The following is a 15,474-nucleotide window of genomic DNA, read 5'->3' as shown; positions in this document are numbered from 1 at the left end:
ATGGCTTACGAAACGCCGTGGATGAGTGATCCATCCAAGCTGAATAAAATGGAACTTTGGAAGATTGAGAAAGACGGACTCGATGTAATCCGTACCATTATTGAAAAGTATGCTCTGGAAGGGTATGACTCCATTCCTGAGGATGATATGAACCGTTTCAAATGGGCAGGAGTCTACGAGCAAAAGCCACGTGATGGCTACTTCATGATGCGGATTCGTATCAATGCAGGCGTCTTGACGACCGCACAGACACGCGCCCTTGCTTCGATTGGCCGCGATTACGGCCGGGATCTAATCGACGTAACGACACGTCAGGCGATTCAGTACCACTGGCTGCGCATTGAGAATATGCCTGACATTTTCAAGCGCCTCGAAGAAGTCGGTCTGTACAGCTACGAGTCCTGCGGTGACTGCCCACGTACGATTGTCGGCAATCCGCTGCAAGGCATCGACAAAGACGAACTGATGGATACAACTGCGCTCGTAGAGGAAGTGAATGATTACTTCCTGATGAACCGCGAGTTCTCCAACCTGCCGCGTAAGTACAAAATGTCCATCTCCGCCAACATCTACAACAACGCACATGCGGAAATCAACGATTTGGCCTTCACTCCTGCTATTAAGGAAATCGACGGCCAAGAAGTAATTGGCTTCCATGCATGGGTCGGCGGCGGACTGAGCGCCAAGCCTTACCTGGCAAAAGAGCTCGACATCTTCGTTCGTCCGGAAGAAGCGTTGAAAGTTGCGATTGGCGTAACGACACTGTTCCGCGATCATGGCTACCGCGAGAAGCGCCATCACGCGCGGCTTAAGTTTCTCGTTGCAGACTGGGGACCGGAGAAGTTCCAAGAAGAGCTGCTCAAGCTGATCGGCGACATGCCTTCCAAAGGAACGAGCAAAACGCTGGGCTGGCAGGCTGCTTATTTCGACGGTGTGCATAAGCAAAAGGACGGCCGCAACTACATCGGCCTGAACGTTCCTGTCGGCCGCACCAACTCGGATGAGCTGGAGCAGCTTTGCGACATCGCCGATCAATATGGTGAAGGTAAAATCCGCACCACAATGTCGCAGAACATTATTCTTACCGGTTTTAAGGATGAGGATCTCGAAGCCGCTTTAGCCGCTCCTGTGCTGCAGCGTTTGACGCCGAATCCGAAGCCTTTCATGAGTCGCACCGTTAGCTGCACCGGCAACGAATTCTGCAATCTGGCCATCGTTGAGACCAAAGAATTCGCGCGCCACGTGGCTGAATATCTCGATGAGCATGTTGAACTAGACGAGAAGATTCGCATCCACTTCATCGGCTGCCCGAACGGCTGCGGCCAGAAGCATATTGCTGACTTTGGTCTACAGGGCTCACTCGTCAAAACGCCAGAGGGCACTGTCGACGCGTTCGACATTGCTGTAGGCGGTATCCTTGGTCCAGGTGCAACCTTCAACAAACCGTTGAAGGGCCGCGTCAAAAGTACTGACGTACCAGCTGTGCTCGCTCAGCTGATCGAGTTTTACAGGGAAGGTCGCCAGCAAGGCGAGACGTTCCATAACTACGTAAACCGCGTCGGAGTGCCGTCCTTCCAAGAGAAGCTCACCGATATTCTCGCCGCTGCTAAAGCAGTCTGAGCTCAGGTTTAAGTTAGTTAACTGCATAAAATAAAGCAAGAGGCCCATCCGACGTCAGTTGGATGGGCCTCTTGCTTGTTATATTTGACTGGGTTCCCCGCTCACGCCCGAGAACTCCTTATTGGGAGCTTGTATCCTTGGGCTTGCGGCCGCGCTTCTTGGGTGCGGGAGCCGCCTCGTATGGGGCGGTGCTCTCCGCCGCCAGCATCGCTCCGTCAGCGTCGCTGGAGCTACCTGCTCCGCGCTTGGACGTTTTGCGTTCAGAAGCTGGCTCCAACGCAGCGCTGACTTCGGCAGCCGCTTGCAGTGCCTCGGCTTTGACACGCGCCTCGCGTGTGCGCTGCAGGTCGCGTTCCAGTATCGGACCGAGATACTTGCCGGTATAGGAACCTTTTACCTTGACGAGCTCCTCCGGTGAGCCGATGCCGACGATTGTGCCGCCTCCGCTGCCGCCCTCTGGTCCAAGATCGATAAGGTAGTCGGCCGTTTTGATAACGTCCAGACTATGCTCGATAACGAGTACGGATTCTCCAGAGTCGACCAGACGATGCAACACGACCAACAGGCGGTCTACATCGTCCATATGCAAGCCGGTCGTTGGCTCATCCAGAATGTAGAACGTGCGGCCAGTGCTCCGACGGTGAAGCTCGGAGGCAAGCTTAACGCGCTGAGCCTCGCCACCAGACAGCGTTGTCGCTGGTTGGCCCATGTTCATATAACCGAGGCCGACATCTAGCAGCGTTTGCAGCTTGCGGTAAATCTTCGGGACGTTGCGGAAGAAGTCGGCCGCATTCTCGATCGTCATATCCAGTAAATCGGCGATGCTATTGCCCTTGTACTTGATTTCCAGCGTCTCACGGTTGTAACGCTTGCCTTTACAAATCTCGCAAGGCACGTACACATCCGGCAGGAAATGCATCTCGATCTTGATGATGCCATCACCACGACATGCCTCGCAGCGTCCACCTTTGACGTTGAAGCTGAAGCGGCCTTTCTTATAACCGCGCACCTTAGCCTCATTGGTCGAGGCATACAAATCACGGATATCATCAAATACGCCAGTATAGGTAGCTGGATTGGAACGCGGCGTGCGGCCGATTGGCGACTGATCAATGTCGATCACCTTGTCGATCTGCTCGAGGCCGCGAATCTCCTTGTGCTCGCCCGGACGGACCTTAGCCCGGTTGAGATCACGCGCCAGCGTTTTGTACAAAATCTCGTTGATTAACGTTGACTTACCAGAGCCCGATACGCCGGTCACGGCTGTAAATACGCCGATTGGAATCTTGACGTTGACGTTTCTCAAGTTGTTTTCCTTGGCGCCTCGGATCTCAAGCCACTTGTCACCGACGGGACGGCGCTGCTCCGGCACGGCGATGAACTTGCGACCACTGAGATACTGGCCGGTCAACGAGTTCTCGTCGGCCATAACCTCCTGCGGTGTACCTTGCGCCATGATATGGCCGCCGTGGATGCCAGCGCCGGGACCAATATCAATGATATAATCCGCAGCCAGCATCGTATCCTCGTCATGCTCCACGACGATCAGCGTGTTGCCGAGGTTGCGCATATGCTCCAGCGTAGCGATCAACCGGTCATTGTCGCGTTGATGGAGCCCGATGCTAGGCTCGTCCAGAATATATAGGACTCCCATCAGGCTGGAGCCAATCTGGGTAGCCAGCCTGATGCGCTGAGCCTCTCCGCCCGATAGGGTGCCCGCCGCGCGGGACATCGTCAAATAGTTCAGGCCAACGTTGACAAGGAAGCCAAGGCGGCTGTTGATCTCCTTGAGGATCAGATTGGCGATCGTGCGATCCTTTTCACTAAGATTCAACCCATCGAAGAATTCCTTAGCTTCGCCAATCGACAACGACGTTGAATAGGCGATGTTTTCCCCACCGACGGTGACGGCGAGACTTTCCTTCTTCAGCCTATTTCCCTTGCAAGTGCCACATGGCTTGGAGCTCATGTAAGCCTCAATATACTCCCGCATGGTGTCCGAGGCGGTATCACGGTAGCGGCGCGCAAGATTGTTGACAACACCCTCGAAGGGTACAAATGCCTCTTTGCTGAAGCCAAAGTCATTTTCATATTGGAAACGGACCTTTTCGCCCCCGGTTCCATAAAGCAACTTTTTCATTTGCTCCGCGTTCAGTTCGCCGACAGGCAGATCCATCGGAATACCGTAATGCTTACACACGGAAGCCATGAACTGCGGATAATAGTTAGAGGTGCTACCCGCCCATGCCTCGAAAGCGCCAGACACAATCGTTTTGCTGGGGTCGTAAATAAGGTCTGGGTCCACAATCATTTTGGCGCCAAGACCGTCGCATTCCGAGCATGCACCGAATGGGCTATTAAACGAGAACATTCGCGGCGACAGCTCATCGATGCTGAAGCCACAGGTCGGACAGGCTAGGTTGGAGCTGAACATCAGCTCCTCCTGATCGATGATGTCCACGATGACCTGGCCCTCCGACAGCGTAAGTGCCGTCTCAAGAGAGTCTGCCAGACGAGTACGAACGTCGTCCTTAACGACGATACGGTCGACAATGACCTCGATGTTATGCTTTTTGTTCTTTTCGAGCTCGATGTTGTCACCTAGATCACGCAGCTCGCCGTCCACGCGTACACGGACGAAACCCTGCTTCTGGATATCCTGAAGCAACTTTGTATGTTCGCCCTTGCGGCCGGATACAATCGGCGCGAGGATCTGCAGGCGCGTCCGCTCCGGGTATTCCAGAATTCGGTCAACCATTTGCTCTACCGTCTGCGAGGTGATCTCAATACCATGCTCCGGGCAATGTGGTTTGCCGATGCGGGCATACAACAGACGCAAATAGTCGTAAATCTCCGTGACCGTGCCAACCGTGGAACGCGGGTTGCGGCTTGTCGTCTTCTGATCGATGGAGATTGCGGGGCTGAGGCCCTCGATTGAATCGACATCGGGCTTCTCCATCTGACCGAGAAACTGGCGGGCGTAGGCCGACAGCGACTCGACGTAGCGACGCTGGCCCTCCGCATAAATCGTATCAAAAGCGAGCGATGACTTGCCCGAGCCGCTGAGGCCCGTAAGCACGACGAACTTGTCGCGCGGAATGGTTACATCGATATTTTTCAGGTTGTGGGCCCTGGCACCCTTGATCTCAATACGGTCGATTGCCACTGTATACCTCCTATATGGAACAGGACGGCAGCATTCATGCTGCCAGTCCTGTCAGCCTTCTAAAACCAACAATTCCAATTCAAAAACGGGAATGCGCAGCCCTGAGGCTATTCGCCGCACCCGCCCCAGCTCAAACCGCTGGACTTTCCTTGCTTCGCTGACGCCAATCAGCTCTCTTCCGCTCGCAGCTCCAGCAGCGCATCGCGAAGCTCTGCTGCCCGCTCGAACTGCAGGCTTTTGGCTGCTTCCTTCATCTCGGCCTCCAGGCGCACGATAACCTTCTGACGTTCCTTCTTGGTCAACTTGCCGGAAACGCCGTTCAGGAAATCATTCTTCTGCTCAGTGGACTTGGTCGCCTCCATCACATCGTGGATCCGTTTGCGGATCGTCTGAGGTGTAACGCCATGCTTCTCGTTGTAAGCCTCCTGAATCGCACGGCGACGACTCGTCTCCGTGATCGCCCGATTCATGGAATCGGTGATCTTGTCACCGTACATAATGACGCGGCCCTCGGAGTTACGTGCGGCGCGCCCAATCGTCTGGATAAGCGAGCGCTCCGAACGCAAGAAGCCTTCCTTGTCAGCGTCCAGGATGGTCACAAGCGACACCTCCGGTAGGTCAAGGCCCTCCCGCAGCAGGTTAATGCCGACCAATACATGGAACGTGCCTATACGCAAATCGCGCAAAATCGCCATCCGCTCAAGTGTCTTGATATCGGAGTGGAGGTAGCGTACCTTGATGCCGACCTCCTTGAGGTAATCGGTCAGATCCTCCGACATCTTCTTGGTCAGCGTTGTCACGAGCACGCGCTCATCCTTAGCTATGCGATCCCGAATCTCCCCCAGCATGTCATCGATCTGCCCCTTGGTTGGGCGAACCTCGATAATCGGGTCAAGCAGCCATGTTGGACGAATGATCTGCTGAATCGGTTCATGCGGCGTAAGTTCAAGCTCGTAAGGTCCCGGCGTCGCGGAGACGTAGATCGTTTGTTTGTCCTTGGCCTCGAACTCTTCGAACTTCAACGGCCGATTGTCCATTGCCGATGGCAGCCGGAAGCCGTGTTCCACGAGCACCTCTTTACGCGCGCGGTCACCGTTGTACATAGCGCGAACCTGCGGCAGCGTCACATGGGACTCGTCAATAACGATAAGCATATCATCGGGGAAATAATCCATCAGCGTATACGGCGTAGCGCCGCGCTCGCGGAACGTAAGCGGCCCGGAATAGTTCTCGATGCCGGAGCAAAAGCCCATCTCCTGCATCATCTCGATGTCGTAACGAGTCCGTTGCTCCAGCCGCTGAGCCTCCAGCAGCTTGCCGTTGTCGCGCATCTCCGCAAGACGCTCCTCCAGCTCACGCTCGATGTTCACCAGCGCAATGCGCATCTTATCTTCTTGGGTGACAAAGTGGGAAGCCGGGAATATAGCGACATGTTCGCGCTCTCCGACGATCTCGCCGGTCAGCACGTCAATCTCAGTAATACGCTCGATCTCGTCTCCGAAAAGCTCTACGCGAATCGCCCGCTCGTTGTTCGCTACAGGGAAAATCTCTACGATGTCGCCGCGCACACGGAATGTGCCCCGCACAAAGTTGATGTCGTTGCGCTTGTACTGAATATCAACCAGCTTGTGAAGAATCTCGTCTCGACCCTTCTCCATGCCCTTGCGCAGCGATAGTACGAGAGTGCCGTAATCCTCCGGGGAACCGAGACCGTAGATGCAGGACACGCTGGCAACGATAATAACGTCGCGGCGCTCGAATAACGAGCTGGTCGCGGAGTGACGTAGCTTATCGATCTCATCGTTGATGCTGGAGTCCTTCTCGATGTAGGTGTCGGTCGACGGTAGATAGGCTTCTGGCTGGTAGTAGTCATAGTAGCTGACGAAATAGGAGACTGCATTATCGGGGAAAAATTCCTGGAACTCGCTGCACAACTGCGCGGCAAGAGTCTTGTTGTGAGCAATAACGAGCGTCGGTCGGTTCAGCTTCGCGATCGTATTGGCGATGGTGTAGGTCTTGCCGGTGCCAGTAGCCCCGAGCAGAATCTGATGCTTGCGTCCGTCGCGGATGCCCTCCACAAGCTGGTCAATCGCACGTGGTTGGTCGCCCTGTGGTGTATAATCCGACTTCAGCTGGAACAGATTGGGCTGTTGCACCTTCTCGGCCATGAGCAAAGCTCACCCTCTTCCCTAATATGCCGCTAAAGTCCCGGTTCTTTAGACCTGGATTAGCGGGATGAATCTATTATTATATGAAGAATTCCCTATTCATCTGTATACCCAAAAGAGCCGATAAATAAGTCATTGTGGAATGCCATTGATCAACGTCTGCTCAAGAATGAGCAGTCATGCATAAGAATATCTGTTCCCATTCATTATACCGGGTTGAAATCCGGCTTGCAATGAGAACAGTTGGCAGCTACATAGGGATAGCCTAGATGCCGGAAGGCAGCTAAAAGCAACTTGCACGGTAGCGATGAAAGCTTTCTAAAAGTGATAACAGGAGCGTGAAGCATAGCATGGACTTGACGACCGTAATCGGCATCATCGCAGGAATTGCCGCCCTGCTCGGAGGTTTCTTATGGGAAGGCGGAGAGGCCCACGGCTTGATGGAAAAAACGGCGATCCTGATCGTCTTCGGCGGCACCTTCGCGGCAGTGGCCGTCAGCTTCCCTGCATCGCGGCTGCGCACGATCCCGGCGGCTCTGCGCATGGCTTTTCGCAAGGACAATAATACGGATCAAGAAATCATTGACAGATTGACCGATATGGCAACGCTGGCACGACGCGGCGGCGTACTCGCCCTGGAAACGCATGCCGGCAAGCTGGATGAGCGTTTTCTGCGCGACGGCGTATTAATGGTTGTGGACGGTACAGACCCGGACCTGACCCGCGAGATTTTGGAGTTGGAAATTGCAGCGATAGAGCGGCGGCATGAACAGCAAGCGAAGATTTTCGAAAGTGCGGGCGGTTACGCTCCAACGATGGGCATCATCGGCACCGTAATGGGGCTGATCAACGTGCTTGGAGACTTGAATGAGCCGGGCGCGCTCGGCTCGTCAATCGCGGTTGCTTTTACAGCAACACTCTATGGAGTCGCCTCCGCCAACGTGCTTTACCTGCCGCTCGCTTCCAAAATCAAAGTGCGCAGCCAGGAGCATATTCAGCGCATGGAGATGATGATGGAGGGCATTCTCGGCTTGCAAGCCGGCGATAATCCGCAGCTCATCCGCAAAAAGCTGCAATCGTTCATCATCACGGACGAGCCGATTCAGCGTAAGGGAGCGCGCGCTCCAGAAGGAAAGGCGGAAGAAAATGCGGCCCAGGCGTAAGCGTAAAAGTGGTGCGGCGGCGCCGGAAAACCATGAGCGCTGGCTAATTACTTATTCCGATTTGATCACGCTGCTGCTGATTTTTTTTGTCGTGTTATATGCGATGAGCCAACTGGATGTCAAAAAGTACGAGGTGCTGGCTCAGTCGCTCCAATCCCAGTTCGCCAAGTCCGACTCCGTCATCCAGGGCGGCCAGGGACTGCCGGGAGAGCTGCTGGATAACAGCACCAGAACGTCTCCGCCGTCCACGCCCGGCGCGATGGCAACGGAGACACCGCAGCAGCAGTTGAAACGGCTTCAGGAAGAAGAGCTGCAAAACTTGCTGAAGGTCATCCAAACTTATATTAAGGAAAACAAGCTGCAGGATAAGGTAGACGTAGAGGATACACCCAAGGGCATCGCGATTCGGCTGAACGATCTATTCCTGTTCGATCTCGGCAAGGCGCAGCTCAAGCAGGAGGCTACGCCAGTGCTGGATAAGCTGTCCACCCTGCTTCGTTCACTGGACAATGTCATCAGCATCGAGGGGCATACGGATAATCTGCCAATCAACCCTGGCGGCCAGTACAGCGATAACTGGGATCTGTCGGCGGCTCGCTCGCTGTCGGTGCTGCACTATTTCATTGATGAGAGTAAGCTTGCTCCTGGAAAGTTTGAAATTGCCGGTTATGCGGACACACGTCCTGTCACCTCCAATGAAACGGAGGCAGGACGCTCCAAAAACCGCCGCGTCGAGATCACCGTTCTACGGGCTAGTACGGACTCGGCCTTGAAATAAGCGAAGGCGTTTCTTCCGCTGCCAGATGCAGCAAGAGAAGCGCCTTTTTTACTTTTTAGCTACTAGCGCTTCTTTCGGGGACGTCGAACCCTTATCCCTTGTCATTTTTATCTATCTGAGCTGGCATGTTATACTTTCACTACTAAAGGATTCATCCCTGTTCTAAGCAAGCAAGGACAAGATGCCCAGACGCTTTCGAACGAACCTCTTCTGAAACCGAAAGGATGATTACTACATGGAACATCTTCTCCTCCGCGTCCGCAGCGGACAGCTTCAAGGCATCCGGCAGAATGGAGTCCGCGCCTGGAAGGGCATCCCGTTTGCACAGCCCCCAGTCGGCGAGCGTCGCTTCAAAAAACCACTGCCGCCTGCTTCCTGGGGAGGCATACGCCAAGCACATACGCCGGGGCCCCTATGTCCGCAGCCCGTGGACCCGACTGGAGGTCCTTTCGGCCTTGTCCGCACCGGGATTCCGCAAGCGGAGGACTGCCTGTACCTCAACGTTTGGGCGCCGGAGGAGCCGACTGACGAGCCCCTGCCTGTCATGGTATGGATTCATGGCGGATCATTCGTCACCGGCGGTGGTGGTTTGCCCATCTTTGATGGAGCCAACCTCGCTAAGCGCGGCGGCCTAATTGTTGTAACCGTAAGCTACCGAGTAGGAGCGCTCGGATTTCTCCATCTCGGTCCTTATGCCGACCCGGCCGACCCCGACGGTTATGTGAGCAACGCCGGGCTGCTCGACCAGATCGCTTCCCTGGAATGGATTCGCGAAAATATTGCTTCCTTCGGCGGCGATCCTAGCCGTGTGACTGTCTTCGGTGAATCAGCAGGCAGCATGAGCATCGCTGCTCTGCTCGCTATGCCTGCCGCTAAAGGTCTTTTCAGCCGTGCCATCATGCAGAGCGGCGCCTCCCAAGCGCTGCCGGATCAGCAGGGCCGCGTGGTGACCGGGGCTTATCTCGATATGCTCGATGGGGGCTCGCTGGATAAGCTTGCGGAGCTCCCCGCTGCCGAGCTGCTGCGCACAGCCGACCGCCTCAAGCGGGCCGCAGGTGAGAGCACGATTATGCTTTTCCAGCCTGTCGTAGACGGCAAAACATTGCCGCTTGAACCGCTGCAGGCTGTGGCAGCAGGCTCGGCGGGGGGCGTAGATCTCGTCATCGGCACGAACCGGGACGAAGGCGTGCTGTTCGTACGTCCCGGCATGAAGCTGCTGAGCGACGAGGATAACGCCCGCGCCTACGTCGCCGTCACAGGTGCGCCGGAAGCGGCTGCCTGGGTGGCAGAATATCCTCGGACGATAGAAGGGCAGCAGCAGGTTATGACCGATCTGTTTTTCCTGCGCTCCTCCCTGCTGTTCGCGGAGGCCCAGATGCAGCATGCGCGTGTGTGGCTGTACCGTTATGACTTCATCTCGCCGGGACATCCCGTGTTGTCTACAGCTTTTCACGCGGCGGAAATTCCGTTTGTGTTCGGCAATCTGGAGCTGCTGCGCGCTGGCGGTATCGAGATCGATGCGAGAATGGAGAGCGTGTCCACTGCGGCACAGGAAGCTTGGCTCGCTTTTGCGAACACCGGCAGCCCTGCGACGGCGAAGCTGGACTGGCCGGCTTATGAGGCCGGACAGCATGCGGTTATGCTGCTCGACGCGGACAGCCGCGTAGAGCTTGATCCGGAAGCGGATAAGCGACGGATGCTGACGGGGAAACGGTAGTCACTTGCGCCGAGCTGTCATATGAAAAAAGACGTAAGAATTGGCTGCCGTTCAAGGGCCCATTCTTACGTCTTTTTCTATTTTAACCGTTCGATACGACCGTCCTTGAGCACAAACACCCCATCACCTTCTGTCCGCTCCAACTCGCCGCTGCGGAAGTACAAACCGCAATCTTCGTCCAAGCCATAGTGGCCTTGGTAGTCCCGATATCTAGCGGCTGAGGCGCGAAGCTGCTCCTCCTCCTGCCACTGGGAGTAATGGACGGCGACGGATACGCCATGAACGAGTCCCAGTCCCTTGCGATCCTGGTAAACCGATTCGTCATTGTCTTTGGGCGGTTATTCGTATTTCAAACCAAGCGTTTCATCTAGCCATTCAAAAAGGCGATGATTGAACAGCACTGTCGCACCGGAATGACAATGCTCCCCAGCTCCCTCCTCCGAGGTGAAATTCATAAAGGTTTTTGGACAAGTAAGAGCATCATAAAGCTGCTGGGGCTGACCTTTAAAGAAGTGATCATTTTCCGCAGCGCATACAAGGGTAGGGCATTTGATTTTATCGGCCACGCCATCCAATGTGAAGGGCTCCGTTTTTTCTATGAGTTCTTTGATGGAGTCAGCATTGAAAGTGAACATTCCGTTCCTGATAGCCCAACGAAGATTGGTACTTTTTTTCATTAATACGGAAATCAATTTATCCAATTCGATCGAATCACTTAAATCTACAGGGGGTCCTTGATTAGGTTGGTGAAACTTCTCACCGAATCGGAAGGAGAATAGACCATCGTTAGCGATACAAGCGGCCAGACGATGTTCAAAGGCTGCGGCGCGTGGCGCCAAATAACCTCCAAGACTCATACCCAGGAGAGCCATTCGCTGCGGATCAACCTCCCGTCGAGTCAGCAAGTAATCCACTACAGGAGTGACAACATTTTCCCAATCATGGCGAAACGGGATTTGTTGCTCCCGAATGACCGCGCCTTGACCAGGACCTTCGAAGGCTAGACAGTTGTAACCACGCTGCAATGCCGCCGCTGCCGCTGCAAAATACATTTCCTCTCCTGTGGAATCATAACCCCCGTGAACAATTAAAGTAGGCCGCTGTGCATCATCCACACGATAGAAATAGGCCGGCAAATAGGTCCCTTCATAAGGAATTTCTACTTTCTCCACTAAAGTATCCATCAATTCAACAGCTCGGCTGAATGTATCCCGGCTTTTCCCCCATGTCTCCAACATACGTGGATCGTTGGGAATGTCGCGCAGGAAAAACTCGGCGTTGCGATAGTAATTAGAGGCCCGTAAATAGAACTCTCGTGCACTAACCCGATTACCTTTCTCCGAGCTATCCAGAGCCAGAGCATGGATTCTTTCTGCTGTTTTGTACCATTCGGTATACCAGCTTTCAAAGTTACCATCTTCTATTCGATATGCAGTTGACAGACATTCTCCAATATCAGCTCCCCCATAGGGTGCGTAACCAAGGGCTCTTAGCAGCTCAAAAGAAAAAGTTTGATCCTCGAATACAATCTTCATCGCAATCTCTCCTTAAAATTTGGGGTGTAACTCAACCTTGATAGGTTAATAATAACCTATAACAGTCAATGGTTTATGTCAAGATTAACTTATGTTATACTTAACCTATAATATTGAGTAAGAAATTGACTTTCATCGTGATCGTTTGTATTTTAGGATGAACGTATACTAGGAGTGGATTACAAGTGAGTTCCACTAAATTTGTGTTGCTTAGTTTATTGGCGCGTGAGCCATTAAGCGGCTATGACATGAAGCAGCAGATGAAGAGCAGGGTCGACTTTTTTTATAAAATCAACAATAACCAGCTCTATCCCACACTTTCTAAGTTAGAAGAAGATGGGCTGGTGGAGCTGCAAGCGTATGAACGGGAGTCCTATAGACCTGCAAGGAAAGTATATAAAATTACGGATGCCGGAATTGAATGCTTAAAGGATTGGGTTAAGGAGCCGGGCAGTTGGGAGGAATTTCTCCTTAAGCAATACAGCTCGTGGCTGGTGGAGCCGGAAATTTTGATTTCGATTCTGGAAGAGAAAAAGCTTGAGCAAGAACAACTTCTGGCGGAGTTTAAGGGCAAAACGGCTTCCTTCCGCGAGCAAAATGAACGATTAACGAGCGATCATCCGTTATTTTCGTCTGCTGCCGTTCTTGAGATGGGATATAGATTCGGGAGATGCAGGATAGAATGGTGCGATACCATGATCTCTTGGCTGAAAAAAGGGGAGATATAAGGGTCGTACCGGAATTGGCGACAGCCTTTTGTCCCCTTGCCCTTCCTTGAAGCTTCCGCTATACTGTTGAAAATTACATCCAAAACATGCGATGAACGGGAAAGTACCCGGCCGCAGCCGCACACAGAGAGCCGGGATTGGTGCGAACCGGCTGCGGCCGGTCGGCGGAAACGGCCCCGTGAGCAGGCGTCCGAAGTCCGCCCAGCGGATGTGTAGGAACGCCCGGACTGGCCGTTACCCTGCCGAGCAGCCGATGCGCTGCAGCTTCCTCTTGCCCTTACTGGCGCGGATAGCTGCTAGCCGCCCGGCTACAAGAGTGGTACCACGGAGCTAAGCCTTCGTCTCTTTTTGAGACGGGGGCTTTTTGCGTTTTCAGCCAAGTCCCTCGGCAAGCGGCCATACCGGCAGAACGCCATTACTGCCCAATTCAGGCAATCCATACGATTCTAGGAGGATGAAACCCATGACCACCCTGCTCAAACAATCCGCCGCCGCCCTGCTCGCCCCGCTGACCGGGTTAAGCGAAGCGGAGCTGGCCGCTCGTCTGGAATATCCGCCGGAGGAGGCCCTCGGCGATCTTTCGTTCCCCTGCTTCCCGCTGGCCAAGACATTGCGCCAGGCTCCGAATGTTATTGCCGCAGCGTTGGCGGCAAGGCTGAACTCGGCGGCCGAGATGGCGTCTTCGAAAGTGGCTGCTCCCATCATCCGCTGGCACGCCGATGCCGCTGGAGGCTTCCTTAACCTGAAAGCCGTCGGCACAGGCTGGATGGATGCGTTGCTGCGCGAGGCAGAATCCCCTAAGCTGGGACAACTGCCGGACGGGGCCGGGAAACGCGTCATCATCGACTACTCCTCGCCTAATATCGCCAAGCCGTTCGGCGTCGGTCATTTGCGCTCGACTGTCATCGGCCGCGCGCTGGCCAATCTGCATCGCACCGCTGGCTGGGACGTTGTCACGGTCAACCATCTCGGCGACTGGGGCACACAGTTCGGTAAACTGATTGCCGCCTACAAACATTGGGGCGATCGTGCTGCACTGGAGGCCGACCCTATCGGCGAGAGCTTGAAGCTGTACGTCCGTTTTCACGAGGAAGCCGAGAACGCTCCGGAGCTTGTGGATGAGGGCCGCGCCTGGTTCCGCCGCCTGGAACAGGGAGACGCGGAGGCGCGCGAGCTTTGGGACTACTTCATCCGCGAAAGCCTGAAGGAATTCCAACGCATCTACAGCAGACTGGGCGTGAGCTTCGACCATCTGCTTGGGGAAAGCTTTTACAATGACAAGATGGAAGAGACCGTCGATCGACTACGCAGGGCGGGACTGCTGGAGGCAAGCGACGGCGCTTCTGTCGTCCGTCTCGATGAGGAGGGCATGCCACCATGCCTGATCCTGAAGTCGGACGGCTCGACTATCTACGGCGCGCGCGATTTGGCTACGGCGCTGTACCGTCGCGAGCAGATGCGTGGCGATAAGCTGCTTTACGTTGTTGGCGCCGAGCAGACGCTGCATTTTCGCCAAGTGTTCCGGGTGTTGGAGAAGCTGGATGCGTCGTGGTCGGAGGTGGAGCGTGTGCATACCCCGTTCGGCCTGATGAAAATGGAAGGAAAAAAAATGTCCACCCGCCGCGGCAAGGTGGTGTTCCTGGAAGAGGTGCTGGACGAGGCGAAGCAGCGCGCGCTCGCTGTCATTGAGGGTAAAACGCCCGATCTGCCGGGCAAGGAGGACGTGGCTGAAGCCGTCGGCACGGGGGCAATTGTGTTCGGCGACCTGCGCAACCGCCGCATGCTGGAGGTGGATTTCAACCTGGAGGAAATGGTCAGCATGGAAGGCGAGACCGGGCCTTATTTGCAATACACGCATGCCAGAGCGCGCAGTCTGCTGCGCAGAGCGGCGGAGCTGGGCTGGACAGCACCTCTTCTGCAAGAGGCAAAAGATCGCTCGGATGCGGAGTCAGGGCAACCGGGAGAATGCGCCCCATCTGCCGATGCTTCCACAGGAAGCCAGGGTAAAGCGAATCCAGCTAGTGAAGCGGATTCCCTTCACATCGCTGCCTATTTGTGGCCTGCGAAAGATCTTGAGGTGCTTGATGCTCCCGCCGCCCGCGCCTGCTTGCTCAAGCTGGGCCAATACAGCGAAGCGCTGCGGGCTGCGCTGCGTGAGCATGAACCTTCGGTTCTTGCCCGTTATTTGCTGGAGCTGGCCAAGGCTTACAACCGCTTCTATAATAGCGGCAAAATTCTAGGCACAGCGGCAGTCGCCGGCCCGAGTGAAGTGCTGAGCACGGATGAAGATGCAGCGCTAAGCGCCCAAGCTGCCGCAGCCGCCAAGCTGCGCCTCAGTGCAGCGGCGGCCAGCGTGCTGCGCCACGGCCTCACTTTGCTCGGCATCGGGACGCCCAATAAAATTTAACCTAAAAGTTCAATTTAACCCTTGATGCATATGGTTAGGAATGGTAAACTTGGATCACGAACAAGTGTACCCATTCTCTCACAGAAAGGCTGATCGACGATGGCGGACTCCAAACGCCCCCCTACTCCCGGCACTTCTCAAGTCTCTGAATCTAAGGAGGATCCCGCTCTGCTGCTTGCGCGACAGCTGTTA

The 15,474-nt window shown here is 54.8% G+C and carries 9 protein-coding genes; 6 read left to right on the top strand and 3 right to left on the bottom strand.

Features of this window, described 5'->3' with window-relative positions; all coding sequences use genetic code 11:
* Entirely contained in the window at positions 1-1,620 is a 1,620-nt protein-coding gene (locus CGZ75_RS18935) for a nitrite/sulfite reductase (RefSeq protein WP_089525756.1), read from the top strand.
* A gap of 118 nt (positions 1,621-1,738) precedes the next feature.
* Here the strand turns inward: CGZ75_RS18935 and uvrA are convergent, their stop codons facing one another.
* Positions 1,739-4,786 carry an excinuclease ABC subunit UvrA gene (gene uvrA / locus CGZ75_RS18930; protein WP_089525755.1) on the bottom strand — a complete coding sequence of 1,016 codons (3,048 nt, stop codon included), beginning with the start codon at positions 4,784-4,786 and terminating at the stop codon, positions 1,739-1,741.
* Positions 4,787-4,953: 167 nt separating this feature from the next.
* Complete coding sequence (gene uvrB, locus CGZ75_RS18925; RefSeq protein ID WP_089525754.1) at positions 4,954-6,954, bottom strand: excinuclease ABC subunit UvrB; 2,001 nt, start codon at positions 6,952-6,954, stop codon at positions 4,954-4,956.
* A gap of 350 nt (positions 6,955-7,304) precedes the next feature.
* Between uvrB and CGZ75_RS18920 the strand changes: the two genes are divergently transcribed.
* From CGZ75_RS18920 to CGZ75_RS18910, 3 genes are all read left to right on the top strand, one after another.
* Positions 7,305-8,117, top strand: coding sequence for a flagellar motor protein (locus CGZ75_RS18920; protein WP_089525753.1), 813 nt, complete (start codon positions 7,305-7,307; stop codon positions 8,115-8,117).
* Entirely contained in the window at positions 8,101-8,895 is a 795-nt protein-coding gene (locus tag CGZ75_RS18915) for a flagellar motor protein MotB (RefSeq protein WP_089525752.1), read from the top strand. Before CGZ75_RS18920 ends, CGZ75_RS18915 begins: the two co-directional genes overlap by 17 nt.
* Positions 8,896-9,130: 235 nt before the next feature.
* Positions 9,131-10,612: a carboxylesterase/lipase family protein gene (locus tag CGZ75_RS18910; protein ID WP_089525751.1), complete on the top strand. Its 1,482-nt coding sequence runs from the start codon at positions 9,131-9,133 to the stop codon at positions 10,610-10,612.
* A 338-nt stretch (positions 10,613-10,950) separates the two neighbouring features.
* Here CGZ75_RS18910 and CGZ75_RS18905 read toward each other — a convergent pair whose 3' ends face one another.
* Positions 10,951-12,147 (bottom strand): alpha/beta hydrolase family protein, encoded by a 1,197-nt coding sequence (locus tag CGZ75_RS18905; protein ID WP_089525750.1) that lies wholly within the window; start codon positions 12,145-12,147, stop codon positions 10,951-10,953.
* A gap of 185 nt (positions 12,148-12,332) precedes the next feature.
* On the opposite strand from CGZ75_RS18905, the gene CGZ75_RS18900 reads away from it, so the two are divergent.
* The gene (locus tag CGZ75_RS18900) at positions 12,333-12,875 is read left to right on the top strand and encodes a PadR family transcriptional regulator (RefSeq protein WP_089525749.1); all 543 of its coding nucleotides are present in this window, start codon (positions 12,333-12,335) and stop codon (positions 12,873-12,875) included.
* A gap of 463 nt (positions 12,876-13,338) precedes the next feature.
* Entirely contained in the window at positions 13,339-15,282 is a 1,944-nt protein-coding gene (gene argS / locus CGZ75_RS18895; protein WP_089525748.1) for an arginine--tRNA ligase, read from the top strand.
* Positions 15,283-15,474: the final 192 nt, after the last annotated feature.

It is taken from the genome of Paenibacillus herberti (genome assembly GCF_002233675.1).
Classification (GTDB): domain Bacteria; phylum Bacillota; class Bacilli; order Paenibacillales; family Paenibacillaceae; genus Paenibacillus_O; species Paenibacillus_O herberti.
Note: the sequence above shows the minus strand (reverse complement) of the source record. Positions and strands in the feature narration are given on the sequence as shown.